This is a genomic window from Duganella sp. P38, assembly GCF_050859475.1.
In the GTDB taxonomy this organism is placed as follows: Bacteria; Pseudomonadota; Gammaproteobacteria; order Burkholderiales; family Burkholderiaceae_D; genus Rugamonas.
In genome coordinates this window covers 559,306-580,527 of record NZ_CP193936.1, presented here as the reverse complement: position 1 = coordinate 580,527, position 21,222 = coordinate 559,306, and the positions used below count along the sequence as shown (strand labels likewise).

The 21,222-nt window shown below is 64.9% G+C and carries 17 protein-coding genes and 2 pseudogenes; 5 read left to right on the top strand and 14 right to left on the bottom strand.

Annotated features, from left to right (window positions below; translation table 11 throughout):
* Nucleotides 1-8: 8 nt before the first annotated feature.
* The 11 genes and pseudogenes from ACRQ5J_RS02645 to ACRQ5J_RS02595 form a co-directional block, all read right to left on the bottom strand.
* Nucleotides 9-935 (bottom strand): type II secretion system F family protein, encoded by a 927-nt coding sequence (locus ACRQ5J_RS02645; RefSeq protein WP_432381028.1) that lies wholly within the window; start codon nt 933-935, stop codon nt 9-11.
* A gap of 12 nt (nt 936-947) precedes the next feature.
* Complete coding sequence (locus tag ACRQ5J_RS02640) at nt 948-1,925, bottom strand: type II secretion system F family protein (RefSeq protein WP_432381027.1); 978 nt, start codon at nt 1,923-1,925, stop codon at nt 948-950.
* A gap of 5 nt (nt 1,926-1,930) precedes the next feature.
* Nucleotides 1,931-3,274, bottom strand: a complete 1,344-nt coding sequence (locus tag ACRQ5J_RS02635) for a CpaF family protein (protein ID WP_432381026.1) — start codon at nt 3,272-3,274, stop codon at nt 1,931-1,933.
* Between the two features lie 2 nt (nt 3,275-3,276).
* Nucleotides 3,277-4,449, bottom strand: coding sequence for an AAA family ATPase (locus ACRQ5J_RS02630; protein ID WP_432381025.1), 1,173 nt, complete (start codon nt 4,447-4,449; stop codon nt 3,277-3,279).
* Nucleotides 4,446-4,700: a hypothetical protein gene (locus ACRQ5J_RS02625; protein WP_432381024.1), complete on the bottom strand. Its 255-nt coding sequence runs from the start codon at nt 4,698-4,700 to the stop codon at nt 4,446-4,448. Before ACRQ5J_RS02625 ends, ACRQ5J_RS02630 begins: the two co-directional genes overlap by 4 nt.
* Before the next feature lie 2 nt (nt 4,701-4,702).
* Nucleotides 4,703-6,103 (bottom strand): type II and III secretion system protein family protein, encoded by a 1,401-nt coding sequence (locus tag ACRQ5J_RS02620; RefSeq protein WP_432381023.1) that lies wholly within the window; start codon nt 6,101-6,103, stop codon nt 4,703-4,705.
* Nucleotides 6,104-6,110: 7 nt separating this feature from the next.
* The gene (cpaB, locus tag ACRQ5J_RS02615; RefSeq protein WP_432381022.1) at nt 6,111-6,953 is read right to left on the bottom strand and encodes a Flp pilus assembly protein CpaB; all 843 of its coding nucleotides are present in this window, start codon (nt 6,951-6,953) and stop codon (nt 6,111-6,113) included.
* Entirely contained in the window at nt 6,950-8,317 is a 1,368-nt protein-coding gene (locus tag ACRQ5J_RS02610; protein WP_432381021.1) for an ATP-binding protein, read from the bottom strand. The genes cpaB and ACRQ5J_RS02610 overlap by 4 nt, the downstream gene beginning before the upstream one ends.
* A gap of 87 nt (nt 8,318-8,404) precedes the next feature.
* A complete protein-coding gene (locus tag ACRQ5J_RS02605; protein WP_432383729.1) occupies nt 8,405-8,713 on the bottom strand; it encodes a hypothetical protein in 309 nt (102 codons plus the stop codon).
* A gap of 64 nt (nt 8,714-8,777) precedes the next feature.
* Nucleotides 8,778-8,870 (bottom strand): annotated as a pseudogene (locus ACRQ5J_RS02600) (A24 family peptidase); the annotation flags it as partial.
* A 123-nt stretch (nt 8,871-8,993) separates the two neighbouring features.
* A complete protein-coding gene (locus tag ACRQ5J_RS02595) occupies nt 8,994-9,173 on the bottom strand; it encodes a Flp family type IVb pilin (RefSeq protein ID WP_432381020.1) in 180 nt (59 codons plus the stop codon).
* Nucleotides 9,174-9,427: 254 nt separating this feature from the next.
* Here ACRQ5J_RS02595 and ACRQ5J_RS02590 point away from each other — a divergent pair, with 254 nt between their 5' ends.
* Complete coding sequence (locus ACRQ5J_RS02590) at nt 9,428-10,471, top strand: GGDEF domain-containing protein (protein WP_432381019.1); 1,044 nt, start codon at nt 9,428-9,430, stop codon at nt 10,469-10,471.
* Here the strand turns inward: ACRQ5J_RS02590 and ACRQ5J_RS02585 are convergent.
* Complete coding sequence (locus tag ACRQ5J_RS02585; protein WP_432381018.1) at nt 10,468-11,688, bottom strand: HD-GYP domain-containing protein; 1,221 nt, start codon at nt 11,686-11,688, stop codon at nt 10,468-10,470. The genes ACRQ5J_RS02590 and ACRQ5J_RS02585 overlap by 4 nt on opposite strands.
* A gap of 86 nt (nt 11,689-11,774) precedes the next feature.
* Here ACRQ5J_RS02585 and ACRQ5J_RS02580 point away from each other — a divergent pair, with 86 nt between their 5' ends.
* The 3 genes and pseudogenes from ACRQ5J_RS02580 (at nt 11,775) to icmF (ending at nt 19,794) form a co-directional block, all read left to right on the top strand.
* The gene (locus ACRQ5J_RS02580) at nt 11,775-12,704 is read left to right on the top strand and encodes a LysR substrate-binding domain-containing protein (RefSeq protein ID WP_432381017.1); all 930 of its coding nucleotides are present in this window, start codon (nt 11,775-11,777) and stop codon (nt 12,702-12,704) included.
* Nucleotides 12,705-12,870: 166 nt separating this feature from the next.
* Nucleotides 12,871-16,389, top strand: coding sequence for an indolepyruvate ferredoxin oxidoreductase family protein (locus tag ACRQ5J_RS02575; protein WP_432381016.1), 3,519 nt, complete (start codon nt 12,871-12,873; stop codon nt 16,387-16,389).
* A gap of 112 nt (nt 16,390-16,501) precedes the next feature.
* Nucleotides 16,502-19,794: pseudogene (icmF, locus tag ACRQ5J_RS02570) on the top strand (fused isobutyryl-CoA mutase/GTPase IcmF).
* A gap of 109 nt (nt 19,795-19,903) precedes the next feature.
* Here the strand turns inward: icmF and soxR are convergent.
* Complete coding sequence (gene soxR, locus ACRQ5J_RS02565; protein ID WP_432381015.1) at nt 19,904-20,353, bottom strand: redox-sensitive transcriptional activator SoxR; 450 nt, start codon at nt 20,351-20,353, stop codon at nt 19,904-19,906.
* 66 nt (nt 20,354-20,419) lie between these two features.
* Here soxR and ACRQ5J_RS02560 point away from each other — a divergent pair, with 66 nt between their 5' ends.
* Nucleotides 20,420-20,833, top strand: coding sequence for a RidA family protein (locus ACRQ5J_RS02560; RefSeq protein ID WP_432381014.1), 414 nt, complete (start codon nt 20,420-20,422; stop codon nt 20,831-20,833).
* Here ACRQ5J_RS02560 and ACRQ5J_RS02555 read toward each other — a convergent pair.
* Nucleotides 20,827-21,216: a hypothetical protein gene (locus ACRQ5J_RS02555; RefSeq protein ID WP_432381013.1), complete on the bottom strand. Its 390-nt coding sequence runs from the start codon at nt 21,214-21,216 to the stop codon at nt 20,827-20,829. The two genes, ACRQ5J_RS02560 and ACRQ5J_RS02555, sit on opposite strands and share 7 nt — an antisense overlap.
* Nucleotides 21,217-21,222: the final 6 nt, after the last annotated feature.

Sequence of the window (21,222 nt, the reverse complement as noted above, 5' to 3'; positions counted from 1 at the left end):
ATGGTCTCCTAGTGAGCGTGCATCATGCGGTAGATCTGTATGCCGGCGGGGCCAATCAGCACCAGCATCAGCGTCGGGAAAATACAGAAAATCAGCGGGAACAGCAGCTTGAGCGCGATCTTTGCGGCCGCCTCCTCCGCCAGTACGCTGCGCTTGCTGCGCAAGTTGTCGGAATGGATGCGCAGCGAATCGCCCATGCTGGTGCCGAAGCGTTCCGACTGGATCAGCATCGCCACCAGGGTGTCCACGTCTTCCACGCCGCTGCGCAAGGCAAGGTTGCGCAGCGCGCGCTCCTTGCTGAAGCCAGCGCGCATTTCCATCAGCGCCAGTTGCAGCTCCTGCGCCAGCGCCATGCTCTTGATGTGGATTTCGCCAGCCACCTTGGCCAGCGCGCGTTCCAGGCTCAGGCCCGCCTCGACGCAGACGGTCAGCAAATCCAGCGCGTCCGGAAAATTCTCGAAGATCTCGCGGCAACGGCCGTTCGCCCTGCGCGCCAGCACCGCGTTGGGGATGTAGTAGCCGATGCCGGCCATCATCAGCAACAGGTACATAAAGCCTTTCTGCGGCGCGTTCAGCGCGAAGGCGCCGAATAGCGCGACGATGGCGGGCAGGCCAAGCGCCAGCAGCGTCTTGGCGGCGAAGTACAGCGACGGCGCCGAAGCGCTGCGCCAGCCGGCGTTCATGAAGCGCGTGCGCAGCGGCGACCTTTCCCAGCCCTCTTCCGGCAGCGAAAGGCGTGAAAACGGCTGCGCCGCATGCGCCACTTTTTCCACCCATCCGCTGCTGACGGGATCGGGCTCCGCTTCGCTTGGCTCCACCACCTCGTTCAGGCGCTCGCGCAGCGCCACCGGCGAGAACACCAGCAATGCCGCCACGGCGACGCCCGCCGCCACCAGAAACACGATGGCCAGGAAGATGATCTGCGATGTGCCCATATCGTCCCCCGTTCAGACGCGAATCCGTATCAGCCTGCGCATCCACAGCACGCCTCCCAGCGCCACGGCCAGCGCATACCACATCAGCCGGATGCCGATGGGGTCCGTCCACAGCACGCGCACGTAATCCGGATTGGCCAGCGAAATCAGCGCCAGCACGCCGAGCGGCAGCAGACAAAGCACCCAGGCGGACATGCGCCCTTCGGCCGACATCACCCGCACCTGCGACAGCAACTTCAAACGCGCGCGTATCAGGCGGCTGATATTGCCGAACACCTCGGCCAGGTTTCCGCCGGATTCGCGCTGTATCAGTACTGCGATAACCAGGTAGCGCAAGTCCGTCAACGGCACACGCAGCGCAAGGTTGTGCAAGGCTTCGTTCATCGGCACGCCGTAGTTGATCTCTTCGTAGGCGAACTTGAATTCGCCGGCGATGGGTTCGGGCATTTCCTCGCCCACCATCTGCATGACGTTGGCGAAGGAGTGGCCGGCACGCAGCGCGCGGCCGAGAAAATCGGCAGCTTCCGGCAGCTGTTCTTCCAGCTTGCGCAGGCGTGCGCCGCGTATCCGCATCAACAGCAGCCATGGCGAGGCCGCCGCCAGCGCCAGCAGGCCCAAGGCCGGCAGCGCAGGCATATTCGCCATTTGCGGCAATGCCAGCCCGGCGCCCAGCGCCGCCAGCGAGGCGCCGAGGAAGCGCGCCACCGACCAGCGCACGCCGGCCTGCAGCAACAGGCCGTCCAGCGCCGCCAACTGGGCGAAGCGGCGCAAGAGCCTGTCGAGCGCCGGATGGCTGCTGTAGCTGCGGCGCTTCAGAATGTCCACCCGTTCCGCGCCATCCGCGCCGCTGGCGGCCATCATGCGCAGGCGTCGCGAGATGCGCCGCGCCGCGCCGCCGTGCGCGCCGGACCACCACAGCCAGGCGCCTTCTATCATCAGGATCACGGCCGCGAACAGAAACACGGCAAAGGCGGTAAAGATGCCGTCCATGCTGCTTACTCGTAGATCTTGTCCGGGTCGAACACTGAGTCCGGCACCGCCACGCCGAACATGCGCAAGCGATCGGCAAAGCGCGGGCGCACGCCGGTGGCGTAGAACTGTCCCTGCACCTTGCCCTGCGGATCGACGCCTTTCTGCTCGAAGCGGAAAATCTCGTGCATGGCAATGACGTCGCCTTCCATGCCGGTGACTTCCTGCAGGCTGACCAGCTTGCGCGTGCCATCGGTCAGCCGCGACACCTGCATCACCACCGTGACGGCAGAACAGATCTGCTGCCGCGTGGCGCGCGGCGTCAGGTTCACGCCCGCCATGCCGACCATGTTCTCCAGCCGCGACAAGGCATCGCGCGGCGTGTTGGAATGGATGGTGGCCAGCGAGCCTTCGTGGCCGGTGTTCATCGCTTGCAGCATGTCCAGCGCCTCCGGCCCGCGCACCTCGCCAAGGATAATGCGGTCCGGCCGCATGCGCAGCGCATTGCGCACCAGCGAGCGCTGATTGACCTCGCCCTTGCCTTCGATATTCGGCGGCCGCGTCTCCAGCCGCACCACATGCGGCTGGCGCAGCGCCAGCTCGGCCGCATCCTCGATGGTGACGATGCGTTCATGCGAAGGGATAAAGCCGGACAGCACGTTCAGCATGGTGGTCTTGCCGGAACCGGTGCCGCCGGAGATCAGGATATTGACCTTGGCCTGGCCCAGCGCCTTCAGCACCTCCACCATCGGCGGCGTCAGGCTGCGGTAGGACAGCAGGTTGTCGATACTGAGCGGGTTGACCGCGAAGCGGCGGATCGACAGGATCGGCCCATCGATCGCCAGCGGCGGGATGATGGCGTTGACGCGCGAGCCGTCCGGCAGGCGCGCATCGACCATCGGGCTGGACTCGTCCACGCGCCGGCCAACGCGCGACACGATCTTCTCGATGATCTTCATCAGGTGCGCGTTGTCGTTGAACGTGGTGTCGGTCAGTTCCAGCCTGCCCGCGCGCTCGACGTAGACCATGGAGGCGGTGTTGACCAGTATGTCCGAGACGCCGGGATCGGCCAGCAGCGGCTCCAGCGGACCGAAGCCCAGCATTTCGTGCTGGATGTCCAGCACCAGATTGTGCCGCTCATGCTGATTGAGCACGATGCGTTCGTCCTCGATGATGCGCTGGACCAGCAGCGCCAGCTCGTGCTTGAACTGCTCCGGCGTCAGGCGCTTGAGGCGCTCAAGGTCGATGCGGTCGAGGATGGTCTGGTGCATGCTCTTTTTCAGTTCCAGATAGGCCGCCGCCGCCAGTCCCGGCGGACCGCTGGCGCCACGTCCATCCCCGGCATGCGACAGGCGTTCGCGTAAGCTCATCATCATCCTCCCTCATTGCGGCCAAAGATACGGTCGAACAGTCCCTTGCTCTCGGCGACGCGGCGCGCCGCCACCAGTTCCACCAGCTCCGCCAGGCTGCGCGCGACCGCACTGCTGCGCGACAGCTGCAACACCGGTATGCCCTGGTTGACCGAATCGGTGGCCGACAGATAATCGTTGGGCACCGTGTGCAACACATCCGCCCCCAGCGCCTGCTCCAGGTCCGTCAGCCGCAGCTTGCCGCCCTTTTCGTAACGGTTGACGATCAGACACGTGCGCTCGTTCGGATAGCCGAGCGAACGGAAGATGTCCAGCAGGCGGCGGCCGTCGCGGATATCGGGCAGCGCCAGTTGCAGCACCGGGTAGATGGTGTCCGCCTGGTCCAGCGCGCGCAGCGAAATGGCGTCAATCTGGCGGCCGACGTCGAGCACCACAAAGTCGTAGTGCTGGCGGGCGACGCGCAGGATGGCGTCCATATGCTCCGGCTTCATGTCGACCGTGCGATTGGGATCGTCCGCCGCCGCCAGCACGCCGAAGTTGGAGGCCACGTGCACCAGGCAGGAAGCGAGGAAGGCGCCATCCATGCGGCTGATCTGCGCGCAGATGTCGGACAGCGTCATCGCCGGCTTCTGGTCGGACACGTACAGCGTGGCGTCGCCGAACTGGCCATGCAGGTCGATCAGCAGCACCTTCTTGTCCGCCAGCGCGGCCAGCGCGTAGCCGAAGTTGGTCGACAGGAAGGTGGCGCCGCTGCCGCCCTTGCAGGAGATGAAGGCCAACACCTTGCCTTCGCGGACCGGACTCAATCCGGCCGCCACCTCGATCCGGTCCATCGCCTCGTGGAAGGCGCGGTGCACCAGTGGCAGCGGCAGCACTTCACGCATGCCGGCGCGCATGGCGCGGATCAGCAAGTCCTGCTGGGGATCACGCGTCAGCAGCATGAAGGTCGCGGATGGATATTGCTTGCTCAGGCGCTCAAGCAGCTCGCCCTCTTCAGCGGCGACGCCGCTGGCGTCCAGCACCACCAGTTCCGGCATTTCCGGCAATGGGCGTTCGACCGCGTCGCGCAGGCCGTCGCGCGAGGCCACCAGCTGCACCGCCGGCATGCGCGCCGATCCCTGCGCGGCGATCTCCGCGTGCAGCAGGCTGTCCTTGCTGATCATGAGCGACCTCATTTGGCATCGCCTTTCATCAGGGACGGCGCTTGCTGCGTTTCGCCGGCCGCTTTCTGATAGCGTTGGTAGGCCGCGTGCGCGCTGCGGCCATCCATGCCGGCCACCGGGTCAGGGTTGCGGCGCGCGCCGGGATTGGCGATCTGCTGCGCCAGCGCCATGCGCGTATCGAGGCCAAAGCGGCTGTCGAGCATCGGCGTGGTGGCGGCGCAGGCGGATACGATGGCGGCCAGCGGAATCAATAGGTAACGCATCATCACTCCTTGATAGGCGGTTCCGGCGCACCTTCCATGCGGCCGCCGAGGAATAGCCTGGCGCGGCCTGGCGTGGTGACGCTGTCGGTGGGCAGCTTGTAGTTGGCCGGTAGCGGCTGCACCAGATGCGGCGTGACGACAAACAGCAGTTCGGTGCGGTCCTGCTGGAAGTCCGTGCTGCGGAACAGTGCACCCAGCACCGGCACCTCGCCGAGAATGGGCAGGCCGTGGATGTTGGTGGTCTGGCTGTTCTTGATCAGGCCTCCGATGGCGAAGCTTTGGCCGTCATATAGTTCTACCGTGGTGCTGGCGCGGCGCGTGGTGAACAGCGGCAGCACCGAGGCGCCGGACACGCCGGCGGCAGAGATGCCGATGCCTTCGCGCGATATCTCCGAGACTTCCGGCGCCACGCGCAGGTTGATGCGGCCGCCGGCCAGCACGGTCGGCGTGAAGCGCAGGCCGACGCCAAACTCCTTTTCGTCCAGCGTGATCTTGTTGTTGTCCTGCGCGACCGGCACCAGGATGCGGCCGCCGGCGAGGAAGCTGCCTTCCTGGCCGCTGATCGCCATGACCGTGGGTTCGGCCAGCATGCGCACCAGTGCATCCTTCTTGTCGGCGGAGATAGCGCCGCGCGTGCCGATTTTCAACAGGCCTTTCAGCGTTTCGCTGACAAAGCTGGTGTTCAATGCCGTGGCCCAGCTGCCGCCGCCGAAGTTGAGCGAGACATTGGCTTCCAGCTTGTCCAGCAGCGACTTCGACACCTCGGCGATTTTCACTTCCAGCATGACCTGCTGCGGCGCGCCGATATTGAGGAAGTTGACGATGCGGGGACCGGCTTGCGCCGCCGATGAACTCGCGGTGTTTTCGCGCTTGTCGTCGTCCGTGGCCAGCGCCTTGGCCGGACGCCGCACGAAGGCGGTGGCCAGTTCCAGCACGCGCGCGGCGGTGGGCACGTCGTCAACGACTCCGCTGATGACCAGCGTGTCGGCGGCGGCGCTGACGTGGATGTTTTTCTGCTCCGGCATCAGTTTGGCCAGCGCTTGCTGCAGCGCGCCGGGGTCGATGCCCACCACCACCTCCACCACGTTGCACAAGCCGCTGCGGCCTTGCACGATCATGTTGCTGGTGCCGATGTCGGCGCCCACCAGATACAGCGTGTCTGGCGCCACCAGCATGGCTTGCAGCACGGCGGGATTGCCGACGCTGCGCGCCTGCACCGCTTCCGGCATGCGCATCAGCGTCGATTTACCGAGTTGCAGCTGCAAGCTGCCCGGCTGCGCCGCCTGGCCGGTGCATCGCAACATGCCGCCGCCCGCTTCCCCTGCGGCCGGTGCGCCAGCGTGCAGCGGTGCGGCCAGCGTCAGCGCGGCGCAGAGCGCCCATGCGTGGAGGCGGGTGGCCATGGCGCGCTCACAGGCATTCCTGCGAGCGCTGCACGCCCGCGATAACGCCGATACAGGAACGGGCGCGCGGCGCGGAGGTAGCCACCTGCACCCGATGGCGCGCGGCGACCGGCGCGGCACTGGCCGCGGGCGGCATGGCCGGCGGCGGCGCGACGGGCGCCTCATGCGCGCCTAGCAGCGTTCCCTTGGTGGCGCCGTCGGTGGTGCCGGGACGCGGATCGACCTGGTTGCGCAACACCAGCGACAGCGTGCCGACGCTGCGCGCCAGGTCCAGATTCTCGGCCTGCCCCGGCGTCACCTCCAGCGTCACCGCATTGACCACGCGTGGCTTGGTTTCATCGCGCCCGACTTCCTGCGCCACCGCCAGCACCAGTATCCGTTCCAGCACAATCTTGGAAATCGCGCGATCATTGGCCTGCGTATTGACGATGATGTCGACGAAATTACCCGGCAGCGCGAACCCCGCCACGCCCACCACATCGTTGACGCGCACGGTGATGGCGCGCTTGCCCTCGGCGATCAGCGCCGACAATCCGCCCAGCGTGCCGGCCGGCGCCAGCTTTGCCTCGCTCAGCGGCTCGTCGCGCAACACGCTGTTTTTCAGCACGCGTCCAACCAGCTTGCCGCTGTCTTTCAGCGCCCCGCGCGGCAGGCTGTCTGCCGGCCAGTCGAGCTGCTTGAGCATCTCCGGCGTCAGGCGCTGGCCCAGGCTCACGTCAGTCGCCGCCACCACGATCTTGTTCGACGCGCCCGGCGTCTGCCGCAGCAGCCAGCGCGAGGCCAGCGCCACCGCCGTCAGCCCGAATACGATGGCCAGCGCCATCATCAGCAGTGCGCGCCGGTTCTTCATGCTAGCCGCGGCTCCACGCAATCGCCGGGCGTGGCCCCGCCGGCACCGGCGAACATGCTGATCCAGGCCTGATCCAGCGTCGCCGCCGACAGGCGCGCCGGCTCGCCCATGTAGCCGGCAAAATCGGCCACCCGGCCAAGAATTTCGCGCGGATAGCAGGCCAGCAGCGGCAATCCGCTGCCGGCGTGCAGCTCATCCAGCAAATAGCGCAGCGCCGCGTCGTCGAACGCCACGCCCATGCTCAGGCACTGCTGGCGGAACAGCGTGCGGTAGCTGGCCGCGCTCAAGGCGCCGACTGGAATCTTGTAGCCGACGCGGCGCAACGCCGCCTCGTCCAGCAGCGCCGCCGGCGCCAGGCTGGTAACGAACACCAGCCGCAGACGGCATGGCACGTGGAAGTGATAGCTGCCGCCCAGCGACAGCACGCTGCGCCCGGCCTCCTGCGACTGCGCGAAACGGTTCAGCAGCTCGGTGGCCGGCATCCGCTGGCGGCCCAGGTCATCGATGATTAGCAGGCCATTGTTGGCCTTCAGCTGCGGCGGCGCGCGGTAACAGCCGCTGGCCGCGTCGTGCTGCAAGTCCAGCATTGCCGCATCCAGCGCGCCATCCAGCGCCACCACGGGACGCTGGCACAGCACCCAGCGCGGATCGCCGCTGCGCCGTTCCGGTGACGGCTGCACCAGGCGCGCCTGGCGCGGCGACGGCGCGCGATGCAGCGCCGCGTCGTATACCTGCACAATGTCCTGCCCCACCACCAGCGCATGCGGCACCGCCACCAGCCCTGGCAGCAGCGCGCCCAGGCGCCGCGCCAGCTGCGACTTGCCGCTGCCGGATGGCCCGTACAGCAGCATGCTGCGGCCCGCGTGCATGGCCGCGCCCAGCAGGCGCTGCACCTGCGGCGCCAGAAAGTCGTCGCAAAACTCGGCCGCCAGTTCATCGGCGCCCGGCTGCGGCGCCTGCGCGGCCTGGCGCTCGACCATCGCGCGCCAGGCTTCCAGCGTCACCGGCGCCGGCCCGGCATAAGGGCAGCGTTCCAGCCAGGCGCTGGCGCGCTGCTTGCCTGCGCCGGTCAGCTGATACTGGACGTCGATGTCGGAATCGCCGCGCCACGCCACCTCCGCCACCTGTTCCGCCACCATGAAGTCGAGCACCTCGCGCAGCACGTTGATCGACAGATGCAGCTTGCTGGTCAGCACCGGCAGGTGGCTCTTGCCGCCCAGGTACAGCGCCTTGGCGATCAGCTCGACGATCAACTGCTGCGCCAGGCCGGTGTCGCGCACCGATTTCGGCTGCGGCGGCAATAGCGACTCCGGCTCGGCGTCCAGCAGCTGGGTGTAGGGGGATGGCGGTTCCAGGGCAAGCATCGTAATCTCCGCTAGGCAATTAATTTCGGCGTGGAATCAAGTCTAGCCAGCCCCGCGCTGCTGACCTTGACGTGCAGCAAGCTCCGTTCAGTGATGCATCCAGGCGACATAAGCGATGGTGCCGAGCGCCACCGCCACGCCATAAGGCATGCCGCCGGCACTGGCCGAGGGCGGCAACGGCACCGGCAGCAGCGGCACGCCAAGCAGGCGCAGCAGCAAAGGCTTGCACAGCAGCGCCAGGTTGCGCGCGCCCTGCCGCCAGCGGCCGCTGAGCAGCAACATCGCCAGCCCCATGAGGCCGCCGATCAGGTAGGACAGCACGGCGATCTTCAGCGCCGCGCCGGCGCCGGTAAAACCGCCGACCATCGCCATCAATTTGACGTCGCCGGCAGCCATGCCGCGCAGCGAGATACAGCGGCAGGAACAACAAAAAACCGGCCACGGCGCCGGCCAGCCACTGCGTCAGCGGCGCCCACGCCGGTCCGGCCAGCAGATGCAGCAGCAGCGCCAGCAACAGGCCGCTCAGTATCAGGACATTGGGAATCTTGCGCATGGCCAGGTCGGTCAGCGCCGCCTGTGCAACCAGGCAAATCAGGATCACCTCGATGGCGTTCAGCATCAGCACGCTCCGCGAAAAGGCTTTCCAGCCTGGCTGCGACCGGAAAGCCCTGGGTGCTTACGGATTGGCCATGCGGGCAACGATTTCCTGGAAGGCATCACGCAGCGCCGGCGTCAGCAGGCCGAAGGCGGCCACCACGGCGGTTACCATGGTGGCGGCGATCAGGCCGTACTCGATGGCCGTGATACCGTCTTCGTCACGCGCAAACTCCTTGGCAAGTGCAATCAGCGAGTTCATGTCGTACTCCTTGGGTTAGTCCATAAAAAGCCTCTGGCGCACAGCGCCGCGCCATTGCGTTCCACTATACGGACTGCAAATAAACCGGAGTTGACGATACGCAAGTTTTCCTTGCGGAATCTTTTTTAGTCTATGATGAAGACGAATGTCGGAAAAAGGTCGCATTCTCAGGCAATGTAAGTTTTTTTAATCCACATGAATTGCCTCAATTGCAAAAAGCTATTATGCTGACCAGCTGTTTTTTGGAAAGGCAAATGGATTCCCTACTGAAACACATGGTGGACATGACCGGTCACCGCGATCACACGATGCTCGACATCTCGGTGATTTCTGCGGTGCAGGAGCTTGCCCGCGCCAGCCAGGTCCGTGTGTTGACGCTGGCCACCGTCAGGGGGAAGGTCTTTGTGCGTCCGCGCGCCATCATCCGCGCCGGCGAGCCCGCGCAAATGGTCGACACGTCCGACCAGCAGCATCCGGGCGATCCGATCGAGCGTTTCCCGGCGCTGGCGCAGTGCATCGCCCGCCACGAGTCAAGCGCCGATATCGCCAACGAAGCCGACGAGCACACGCTCTGGCTGCCCATCTGGCTGGGCGACAAGGCCGACACCTGCCTGGAAATCGTCCATCCGACGCCGTACACCAAGGAAACCATCCACGTCATCGGCGGCATCGTCAGCGTCTACCGCAATTTCCAGAATCTGCTGGACTACAGCGAGCGCGATTCGCTGACCGGCTTGCTCAACCGCAAGACTTTCGACGACCAGCTGTCCAAGATGCTGGCCGCCAGCACCGAGCAGGACGCCATCACGCTGCCGGGCGAGTCTGAGCGCCGGGCCCACGGCGACGAGGAAAAGCAATGGCTGGCCGTGGTAGATGTCGACCATTTCAAGCATGTTAACGACAGGTTCGGCCATTTATACGGCGATGAGGTGCTGATCCTGATCGCCAACCTGCTCACCTCGTCGTTCCGCGCGCAGGACCGCGTGTTCCGTTTCGGCGGCGAGGAATTCGTCGTCCTGCTGCGCTCGGCAACGCTGGACAACGCCAAGAAAATCATCGAACGCTTCCGCATGAACGTGGCCGCGCATGATTTCCCGCAAGTGGGCAAGGTGACGGTGAGCGTGGGTTTTGTCAGCATCAGCGCGCTCGAAGCGCCGGTGATCATCCTCGGCCACGCCGACCAGGCGCTGTATTACGCCAAGAGCCATGGCCGCAACCTGGTCTGCCACTACGACGAGCTGGTCAGCGGCGGCCTGCTGCAAACCATCGAATCCAACGATACCGCCGAATTCTTCTAGGCTAGGCTGAGGAAGCGCATCGGGTCGACGTTCCACTTGGCCGGCGATTCATGGCCGACGATCTTGTCGCCGCCGCCAAACCCCAGCCCGCGCGACAAATCCACCGTTTCCGGCTTGATGTAGACGTTGTTCTTGGTATGGAAGAACACGTTGACCTTGGGCGCCAGCAAATTGGTTTCGTGCGGCTCCACCACCACGCCCAGCCGGCCGGACTCCAGCAACACCATGGTGCCTACCGGATAAATGCCTACGCAGCGCATGAATTCCTGCGCGTACTGGGGATTGAAGTGGAATTTGCTCCACTCATAGATCTTGCGCAGTGCGGCCGCCGCCGACATCCCCTTGTGGTAGCAGCGATCGGCCGTAATCGCGTCGTAGACGTCCACAATGGCCGCCATCTGCGCCATTTCGCTGATATCTTCATTGGCCAGCTTGCCGGGATAACCGCTACCGTCGCGGCGTTCGTGGTGGTGCAGCGTGATGTCCAGCGGAATAGCGCCGATCTCCGGGGATTGCTTCAGGATCTTGTAGCCATCTTCCGGGTGCTTGCGCACAATGGCGAATTCCTCGTCGGTCAGCGGACCGGGTTTGTTGAGGATGTGATCGGGCACCAGCGCCTTGCCGGTATCGTGCAGCAAACCGCCCAGGCCGGCTTGATGGGTGATGTCGGCGGCCATGCCGCGCGAGCGGCAGAACGCCACCAGCAGCGTGCAGACGCTCACCGAGTGCAAAAAGGTGTAATCATCCTTGTTCTTGATGCGCAGCAGGCCGACCAGCGCGCCCGGATTGCGCAGGATCGACTCGGTAATGTTCTGCACCACCGGCTGCACCTGATCGAGTTCGATCGCCTTGCCGAGGCGCGCGTCCTGCATCACACTGCGCACCAGCGTCGACGCCTGGTGGCGGATCTGCACCGCGCGCTGCATTTCCTCGCCCAGCGAAACACGGGTCTGCACCGGCGCCTTGGCGGCGATTTCGACGATTTCGCGCTCGGTGGCCTCTTGCGCCTCGGCCAGCGTCGGCGCATCCTCGATATCGAGTCCGCGCGCGCTGTCTATGACAACGTCGTGAATGCCGGCGTTGATGATCTTGCGGATCTCGTCCTGGCTGGACAGCAGGAAACGATTGCGGATAAACGGGTGCGTCATCCAGTCGCAGCTGAGGTCATGGATGTACATGCCTACTTTAAGCTGGGAAGAATCGACTTTCTTTAACATACGAATACCCATCAAAATAGAAGCGGGACGCTATTCCGTCGTGCATCCAGTATAACAAAACGTTTCCCACCGGGATTTAAATTTACATGGAACTACGCCAGTTACGTTATTTTGTTGCTATCGTCGACCACGGCTCGCTGTCGCGCGCAGCCTTGATCCTGCATGTCGCCCAACCGGCGCTAACCCAGCAATTACGCCAGCTGGAGGACGATCTGGGCGTCCAGCTATTGCACCGGACGGCGCAGGGCGTGCTCAGCACGGACGCCGGCAAGGTCTTCTACGAGCACGCGCAAGCCATCCTCAAGCAGGTGGCGGACGCGCGCTCGGCGGTGGCGCAATCGGCCGAACGGCCCAGCGGCAGCGTGACGCTGGGATTGCCTCACAGCATCTCCGGCGCGCTGGCGCTGCCGTTGCTGAAGGCCAGCCGCGCACAGTATCCGGAGATCATTTTGCAGCTGACCGAGGAACTCACCGGCAATCTGGCAGACCAGCTCAAGTCCGGGCGGGTCAACCTTGCCGTGCTGTTCGACGACGGCCAGTTGAGCCAGTTCGACACGGTGCCACTGGCCGAGGAAGAGCTGCATTTCATCTCGCACGCGGACGCCGATTACGCAAAAGGTGAGCATTCACTCACGCTACAGGATGCTCTACGGGCCACACTGATTCTGCCAGGGCTGCAACACGGCGTGCGCCCGCGCATCGAAAGCGTGGCGCGCGCGGCCGGTCTGGGCGTCAGCAATGTGATCGAAATCAACTCCATCGCCATCCTTAAGTCCGCCTTGCTGGCGGACATGGGCGCCACCATCCTGCCAACTGCGCCTGTCCTGGACGAATTGCATCGGGGTAGCCTGCGCGCCCAGCCCATCCACAGCCCGTCGATCACGCGCACGGTGGTGCTGTGCTCGTCCCGCAACATTCCGCCCACCAATGCCGCCGCCGCCATCAGCAAGCTGGTGCGGCAGGTAAGTCACCGCCTGTGCGCCGACGGCGCGTGGCCGGGCGCCACCACGCTATAAGTTTCTCTTATACCCCCATCGGGAATCGGTATTTCCGTACTACGTCAACTCGCGCCCATACTGAGAGCAAGCCGCGCACCACGCGGCATGACGGCTTGAGCCTGGTCCGCCCACCCGGCATCCTCCAGTTCGAGCGCGATCCAATGACAAAAACGGAGACACCACCATGCCAGACGGCACCAGCGCGCTCACGTCCGTGAGCCTTGACGATAAGTACACTTGCACCAACGGCAAAATTTTCCTGTCCGGCATACAGGCGCTGGTGCGCCTGCCGATGATGCAGCACGTGCGCGACAAGACCGCCGGTCTGAACACCGCCGGCTTCATCTCCGGCTATCGCGGTTCGCCGCTCGGCGGCCTCGATGAAAACCTGTGGAAGGCCAAGCCGCACCTGGAAGCGCACAATGTGCAGTTCGTGCCGGGCGTGAACGAGGACCTGGCGGCGACGGCGGTGTGGGGATCGCAGCAGGTAGACCTGATCGGCGAATCGAAGTACGACGGCGTGTTCGCCATGTGGTACGGCAAAGGCCCCGGCGTCGACCGCTGCGGCGACGTCTTCAAACACATGAACCACGCCGGCACGTCGCAGCACGGCGGCGTGTTGCTGGTGGCCGGCGACGACCACGGCGCCTATTCTTCCACGCTGCCGCACCAGTCGGACCACATCTTCTCGGCCTGCATGGTGCCGGTGCTCTACCCATGCAATGTGCAGGAATACCTGGACCTCGGCATCCATGGCTGGGCCATGTCGCGCTTCTCCGGCTGCGCGGTGGCCTTCAAGGCGCTGGCCGACACGGTGGAATCGTCGGCCTCCATCGACGCCGATCCGTTCCGCGTCGAGACCAGGATACCGAAGGACTTCGTCATGCCGCCCGGCGGCCTGAATGCCCGCCTGTCGTCGGTGCCGCTGGGCCAGCAGGCGCGCAATCAGGAAGCGCTGATGCAGGACTATAAAATCTACGCGGCGCTGGCCTACGCGCGCGAAAACAAGCTCAATCACACCACCATCGATGCGCCCGACGCCAGGCTGGGCATCATCGCCTCCGGCAAATCCTACCTGGACGTGCTGGAAGCGCTGGAAGAACTGGGCATCGATGAGGCGATGGCAGCCAAGGTCGGCCTGCGCCTGTTCAAGGTGGCGATGCCATGGCCGCTGGAACCGGACAGCGTGCGCGAGTTCGCGCAAGGCCTCGACGAAATCCTGGTGGTGGAAGAGAAGCGCCAGTTCGTCGAATATCAGTTGAAGGAGCAGCTGTACAACTGGCGCGACGACGTGCGCCCGCGCGTGATCGGCAAATTCGACGACAAGGGTGAATGGGTGGCCCCGCGCGGCGAATGGCTGCTGCCGCCGAAGGCCGACTTCTCGGTGTCGCAAGTGGCGCGCGTGATCGCCAGCCGCGTGGCGCGCTACATCAGCGACGCCCGTATCCAGGACGAGATCAAGGCGCGCCTGACCTTCCTCGACGCCAAGGACGCGGTGCTGAAGAAGGCCATCAACACGCCCTTCCGCCCGGCCTTCTACTGCTCCGGATGCCCGCACAACACCTCGACCAAGGTGCCGGACGGCTCGTTCGCGCTGGCCGGCATCGGCTGCCACGTCATGGCCACCTCGATCTACCCGGAGTACAACAAGCTGACTACGCACATGGGCGGCGAAGGCGCGCCGTGGATCGGCCAGGCCGCATTCTCGAAAGTGCCGCACGTGTTCCAGAATCTGGGCGACGGCACCTACTTCCACTCCGGCTACCTGGCGATACGCGCGGCGGTGGCGGCGCGCGTCAACATCACCTACAAGATTCTCTACAACGACGCGGTGGCCATGACCGGCGGCCAGCCGGTGGACGGCCAGACCTCGGTGCCGATGATTGCGCAGCAGATGGCGGCGGAAGGCGTCGGGCGCATCGCGCTGGTGACAGAGGACCTGTCGCGCTACAGCGACCGCAGCGCGCTGCCCGCCAGCGTCACGCTGCACGACCGCAAGGACATGGACGCGGTGCAGCGCGAGCTGCGCGACATCGCCGGCGTATCGGTGCTGATCTACGACCAGACCTGCGCCGCCGAAAAACGACGCCGCCGCAAGACCGGCGCCTATCCGGACATCGCCAGGCGCATGGTCATCAACGAAGCCGTATGCGAAGGCTGCGGCGACTGCGGCATCCAGTCGAACTGCGTCTCGATCCTGCCCAAGGAAACGGAGTTCGGCCGCAAGCGCACCATCGATCAATCGTCCTGCAACAAGGACTACTCGTGCGTGAAAGGCTTCTGCCCAAGCTTCGTCACGGTGGAAGGCGGCGCGCTGAAAAAATCCAAGGCAGGCGCCACGCAGAGCGATGACGGATGGGACGCGCTGCCGTCGCCGGTGCTGCCGGCGTGCGATCAGCCTTACAACATCCTGATCAACGGCATTGGCGGCACCGGCGTCATCACCGTCGGCGCGCTGATGGGCATGGCCGCGCACATCGAAGGCAAAGGCGCATCGGTGCTGGACATGACCGGCATGTCGCAGAAGAACGGTTCGGTCACTTCGCACGTGAAAATCGCGCGCTCGCCGTCGCACCTGCGCGCGCAGCGCATCGCCACCGGCGAGGCGGACGTCATCCTCGGCTGCGACATGCTGACCGCCGGCGCCGCCGATGCGGTGTCGAAGATGCGTCCCGGCCGCACGCTGGCCATCGTCAACCTGCACGAGCAGCCGCCCGGCACTTTTGCGCAAAACGCCGACTGGCAGTACCCGGCCGCCGACGTGCGCGCGCTGATCGAAGAATCGGTCGGCGCCGGCGCGGCCGACTTCATCGACGCCACCAGGCTGGCCACCGCACTGATGGGCGACTCGATCGCCGCCAACCTGTTCATGCTGGGCTACGCCTGGCAGCGCGGCCGCATTCCGCTGGCAGAGGAATCGCTGCTGCGCGCCATCGAACTGAATGGGGTGGCCGTGGGCGCCAACAAGAAGAGCTTCCTGTGGGGCCGCCGCGCGGCCGTCGACCTGAAACGCGTGGAGCGCACCGCCACGCCGGCGCAGCCGATAGTGCTGCAAATGCCGCAAAGCCTGGACAGCATCGTCGCCCGGCGCATGGAGTTCCTCACCGCCTACCAGAACGCCGCCTACGCCAGCACCTATTCGGAACTGGTGGCCCAGGTGCGCGCACGCGAGACGGCACTGGGCCTGAACAACAAGCTCTCCACCGCAGTCGCCAGGTACTACTTCAAGCTAATGGCCTACAAGGATGAATACGAAGTGGCGCGCCTGTACACCGACGGCCGCTTCGTCGAACAGCTCAAGCAGCAGTTCGAGGGTGACTTCAGCGTGAAGTTCAATCTGGCGCCGCCGCTGTTTGCCAGGAAGGACGCCAGCGGCCACCTGGTGAAAGCGGAATTCGGTTCGTGGATGTGGGGCGCTTTCAAGCTGCTGGCGAAATTCAAGGGGCTGCGCGGCGGCATGTTCGACGTTTTCGGCCACACCGCGGAGCGCAAGATGGAGCGCGCGCTGATTGCCGAATACCGCGAGCTGGTGACGGCGCTGGTCGACAAGCTGAACGCGGATAACCACGCGGTTGCGGTGGAACTGGCTTCGTTGCCGGAGCAGGTGCGTGGCTTCGGCCACGTCAAGGAAGCTGCCGTTGCCGCCTTCCGCACCAATAAAGCGCGACTTCTGGCGCAATTCGAACAGAAACGCGCGGCCTGACCCGTCGCGCAGGCGGGGGCCGATGCTGAGCATGTGCTCCATGGGTCCCCGCCTGCGCGGGGACGACGAATGAATTAGCGTTAAAATTAATCAAAAAATATTAGGGACACCAATGAACGATCTCTCGACGCCGAAAGTCGCGGCCATCGCTGACCAGCCGCCGCGCATGGCGAACAAAATCCGCTTCGTCACCGCCGCCTCTTTGTTCGACGGCCACGACGCCTCGATCAACATCATGCGCCGCATCCTCCAATCGAACGGCGTGGAAGTCATCCACCTCGGCCACAACCGCTCGGTGGACGAAGTGGTCACCGCCGCGCTGGCGGAAGACGTGCAAGGCATCGCCATCTCCAGCTACCAGGGCGGCCACGTTGAATACTTCAAATACATGATCGACCTGCTGCGCCAGCGCGGCGGCGCCCACATCAAGGTGTTTGGCGGCGGCGGCGGCGTCATCGTCCCGCACGAAATCGACGAGCTGCACGCTTACGGCGTCACCAAAATCTTCAGCCCCGAGGACGGCCAGCGCATGGGCCTGGTCGGCATGATCCAGTGGATGGTGCAGCAATGCGACATCGACCTGTCGCAATACTCGCCTGCTTCGCTGGCGCCGCTGCGCGAAGGCGCGGACGTCGCCGCGCGCCACCGGCCGCTGGCGCAACTGATCACCGCACTGGAAAACGAAAAGGCCGCACCAGCGCTGCGCGCCGAACTGCTGGCCGCCGCCGCAGACCTGCCGGCGCCGACGCTCGGCATCACCGGCACCGGCGGCGCAGGCAAATCCTCGCTGACCGATGAGCTGATACGCCGCATCCGCCTCGACCAGGCCGACGCATTGAACATCGCGGTCATCTCGATCGACCCATCGCGCCGCAAATCCGGCGGCGCCCTGCTGGGCGACCGTATCCGCATGAATGCCATCAACCCGTGGGCCGGGCAGTCGCGCGTGTTCATGCGCTCACTGGCCACCCGCGAAGCCGGCTCAGAGATTTCGCAGGCGCTGCCCGACGTTATCGCCGCCTGCAAGGTGGCCGGCTTCGACCTGGTGATTGTCGAAACCTCGGGCATCGGCCAGGGCGACGCCGCCATCGTGCCGCATGTCGACGTATCGATGTACGTGATGACGCCGGAATTCGGCGCCGCCTCGCAGCTGGAAAAAATCGACATGCTCGATTTCGCCGACTTCATCGCCATCAACAAGTTTGACCGCAAGGGCGCGCTGGACGCGCTGCGCGACGTCGCCAAGCAGTACCAGCGCAACCGCGAACTGTGGAGCAAACGTCCGGAAGAAATGCCGGTCTACGGCACCCAGGCCTCGCGCTTCAACGACGACGGCGTGACCGCGCTGTATCAGGGGCTGCTGCCCAAGCTGGCCGAATTCGGCCTGCGCGCGCAGCCATCCAGGCTGGCGGCGACCGATATCCGCCACTCCAGCGGCAAGCACGTCATTGTGCCGCCGGCCCGCGCGCGCTATCTCGCGGAGATCGCCGACACCGTGCGCGGCTACCACCGCCACACGCGCAAGCAGGTCACGCTGGCGCGCGAACGCCAGCAATTGAGTGAGGCCAAACGCATGCTGGCCGTCGCCAACAAAGCCGCCGACTTCGACGACCTGATCGCCGAGCGCGACGCCGGGATGGACGCGGACGCAAAAAACTGCTGGCGCAATGGCCCGAGATGCAAGCCGCCTATTCGGGCGACGACTACGTGGTTAAAATCCGCGACAAGGAAATCCGCACGCGCCTGGTGCAGCACACGCTGTCCGGCACGCGCATCCGCAATGTGGCGCTGCCCCGCTACGAAGACCACGGCGAAATCCTGCGCTTCCTGATGCTGGAAAACGTGCCCGGCGCCTTCCCCTTCACCGCCGGCGTGTTCCCGTTCAAGCGCGAGGGCGAAGACCCGACCCGCATGTTCGCCGGCGAAGGCGACGCCTTCCGCACCAACCGCCGCTTCAAGCTCGTCTCCACCGGCATGGACGCCAAGCGCCTGTCCACCGCGTTCGACTCGGTCACGCTGTACGGCGCCGATCCGGCGCTGCGCCCGGACATCTACGGCAAGGTTGGCAACTCGGGCGTCTCCATCGCCACGCTGGACGACATGAAGGTGCTGTACGACGGTTTCAACCTGTGCAGCCCAAGCACCTCGGTGTCGATGACCATCAACGGCCCGGCGCCGACGATTCTGGCAATGTTCATGAACACCGCCATCGACCAGCAGGTCGACAAATTCGCCGAAGAGAACCAGCGCCAGCCCAATGCCGCGGAAGCGGCCCAGATCAAGGCCTGGGTGCTGCAAAACGTGCGCGGCACCGTGCAGGCGGACATTCTGAAGGAAGACCAGGGCCAGAACACCTGCATCTTCTCGACCGAGTTCTCGCTGAAGGTGATGGGCGACATCCAGGAATACTTCGTGCGCCATCAGGTGCGCAACTTCTACTCGGTATCGATCTCCGGCTACCACATCGCCGAAGCGGGCGCGAACCCGATCTCGCAGCTGGCCTTCACGCTGTCGAACGGCTTCACGTTCGTGGAAGCCTACCTGGCGCGCGGCATGCACATCGACGACTTCGCGCCCAACCTGTCGTTCTTCTTCTCCAACGGCATGGACCCGGAATACACGGTGCTGGGCCGCGTGGCCCGCCGCATCTGGGCCGTGGCGATGCGCGACAAATACGGCGCCAACGACCGTTCGCAAAAGTTGAAGTACCACGTGCAGACATCGGGCCGCTCGCTGCATGCGCAGGAAATCGACTTCAACGACATCCGCACCACCTTGCAGGCCTTGATCGCCATCTACGACAACTGCAACTCGCTGCACACCAACGCCTACGATGAAGCCATCACCACGCCGACCGACGAATCGGTGCGGCGCGCGCTGGCGATCCAGCTGATCATCAACCGCGAATGGGGCCTGGCCAAGAACGAGAATCCGAACCAGGGCTCGTTCATCATGGACGAGCTGACGGACCTGGTGGAAGAGGCGGTACTGCAGGAATTCGAGCGCATCGCCGAGCGTGGCGGCGTGCTGGGCGCGATGGAAACCGGCTACCAGCGCGGCAAGATCCAGGAAGAGTCGATGCTGTACGAGCACCAGAAGCACGACGGCACCTTGCCCATCATCGGCGTCAACACCTTCCGCAATCCGAAGGGCGTGGCGGCGCCGGCGCAAATCGAACTGGCTCGCTCCACCGACGACGAGAAGCAATCGCAGCTCACGCGGCTGGAGGACTTCCACCAGCGCCACGCCGCCGAGGCGCCGCAGGCGCTGGCGGCCTTGCAGCAGGCCGCCATCGACAACGCCAACGTATTTGAAAAGCTGATGGACGCCGTCCGCGTCTGCTCCCTCGGCCAGATCACCACCGCGCTGTTCGAGGTCGGCGGACAGTACCGGCGCAATATGTAGCAGCCGCCAGCCACCGTCATTCCCGCGCAGGCGGGAATCCATGGACGGCACGCAGCACGCTCGGCATGGGTTCCCGCCTGCGCGGGAACGACGGACTTTATCAGATCGCTCAAGAATCCTGGCCCAAGGACTTGAAATGCGGCCCTGCGCCTTGCTGCGCCATTTCGTCGCCGGAATTACGCAGCGGGCAGGCTTTCAAAGACAGGCATCCACAACCGATGCAACCGTCGAGTTGATCGCGCAACTGGATCAGCGTCTTGATCCGTTCTTCCAGTTCCCGCTTCCACGCTGCCGACAGGCGGCGCCAGTCGGCGACCGTGGGCGTGCGCCCGGACGGCAGCGCATCCAGCGCCTTGGCGATTTCCGCCAGCGGCAGTCCGACGCGTTGCGCGACCTTGATCACGGCCAGGCGCCGCAGCACCGAGCGTGCATAGCGGCGCTGGTTGCCTCCAGTGCGCACTGAATGAATCAGGCCCTTGGCCTCGTAAAAATGCAGCGCGGAGACGGCAACGCCGGAGCGCTCCGCCAGCTCGCCGACGCCGAGTTCTTTGGCAATCATAAATCCTTGACCTCAAGTTAAGTTGAAATTTTATAGTGTCCGCACACTTACTGCACAAAGGACACCATGAAATTCATCAACCCTACTGGTCTGTACGACCCGCGTCCCAACGGCTACACCCACGTGGTGGTGGCGCAGACGCCGGCGCGCATCATCTACATCGCCGGGCAAGGCGGCGAGAACGCGGCCGGCGAGTTATCCGACAATTTTGAGGAGCAAGTGGCACAGGCGCTGCGCAATCTGCAAACCGCGCTCGATGCCGCCGCTGTGCGGCATACCGACATCGCCAGGATAACCGCGCTGATCGTCGATCACAGCGAGCAGCGTCTGGCCACGTTCAGCAAGGCCCTGCGCGCCATGTGGGGAGATCACCCGGCGCCGGCCTGCACGCTGATTCCCGTGCCGCGACTGGCGCTGGACGGCATGCTGTTTGAAATCGAAGCCACGGCCGTGCGCCAGGCCGCGGACGAGATTTATTGAGCCTGGCAGGCGTTCACGCGATAGAAGTAGAAGCCGGCGAAATCGATGGCCTGCGCCGACGGCCCGAAGCGGTAGGTGAGCTCGCGCCGGCTGGCGTCCGAACGCACCAGGCCGGCCGCAACCGGCCCTTCCGGGAACGGCTTGCTGCCGCCGACCGTGATGGTCAGCAGCTCGCCGTCGCCGGCGTCGCGGCGCCACGCGCTCGGGTTGTAGAACAAAAAGCCGCCCTTGAACAGCAGCGAGCCATCCGACTGCAGCAGCATGCACATGGCCGGGAACTCGGTGCCGGAATTCTCCAGCACCTGCACCGTGCGCACCGGCGGCTGCGTGGCACAGCCGCCCAGCAACACCAATATCAATCCACAGGCCAGGTAAGGTTTCATGCGACC

Coding starts and splice junctions, on each gene's coding strand:
- ACRQ5J_RS02610 (WP_432381021.1), bottom strand. CDS start 8,317: ATGCTTGCCCTGGAACCGCCATCCCCCTACACCCAGCTGCTGGACGCC.
- ACRQ5J_RS02620 (WP_432381023.1), bottom strand. CDS start 6,103: ATGGCCACCCGCCTCCACGCATGGGCGCTCTGCGCCGCGCTGACGCTG.
- soxR (WP_432381015.1), bottom strand. CDS start 20,353: ATGATTGCCAAAGAACTCGGCGTCGGCGAGCTGGCGGAGCGCTCCGGC.
- ACRQ5J_RS02585 (WP_432381018.1), bottom strand. CDS start 11,688: ATGTTAAAGAAAGTCGATTCTTCCCAGCTTAAAGTAGGCATGTACATC.
- ACRQ5J_RS02625 (WP_432381024.1), bottom strand. CDS start 4,700: ATGCGTTACCTATTGATTCCGCTGGCCGCCATCGTATCCGCCTGCGCC.
- ACRQ5J_RS02575 (WP_432381016.1), top strand. CDS start 12,871: ATGCCAGACGGCACCAGCGCGCTCACGTCCGTGAGCCTTGACGATAAG.
- ACRQ5J_RS02640 (WP_432381027.1), bottom strand. CDS start 1,925: ATGGACGGCATCTTTACCGCCTTTGCCGTGTTTCTGTTCGCGGCCGTG.
- cpaB (WP_432381022.1), bottom strand. CDS start 6,953: ATGAAGAACCGGCGCGCACTGCTGATGATGGCGCTGGCCATCGTATTC.
- ACRQ5J_RS02555 (WP_432381013.1), bottom strand. CDS start 21,216: ATGAAACCTTACCTGGCCTGTGGATTGATATTGGTGTTGCTGGGCGGC.
- ACRQ5J_RS02560 (WP_432381014.1), top strand. CDS start 20,420: ATGAAATTCATCAACCCTACTGGTCTGTACGACCCGCGTCCCAACGGC.
- ACRQ5J_RS02630 (WP_432381025.1), bottom strand. CDS start 4,449: ATGAGGTCGCTCATGATCAGCAAGGACAGCCTGCTGCACGCGGAGATC.
- ACRQ5J_RS02580 (WP_432381017.1), top strand. CDS start 11,775: ATGGAACTACGCCAGTTACGTTATTTTGTTGCTATCGTCGACCACGGC.
- ACRQ5J_RS02635 (WP_432381026.1), bottom strand. CDS start 3,274: ATGAGCTTACGCGAACGCCTGTCGCATGCCGGGGATGGACGTGGCGCC.
- ACRQ5J_RS02590 (WP_432381019.1), top strand. CDS start 9,428: ATGGATTCCCTACTGAAACACATGGTGGACATGACCGGTCACCGCGAT.
- ACRQ5J_RS02645 (WP_432381028.1), bottom strand. CDS start 935: ATGGGCACATCGCAGATCATCTTCCTGGCCATCGTGTTTCTGGTGGCG.
- ACRQ5J_RS02595 (WP_432381020.1), bottom strand. CDS start 9,173: ATGAACTCGCTGATTGCACTTGCCAAGGAGTTTGCGCGTGACGAAGAC.
- ACRQ5J_RS02605 (WP_432383729.1), bottom strand. CDS start 8,713: ATGGCTGCCGGCGACGTCAAATTGATGGCGATGGTCGGCGGTTTTACC.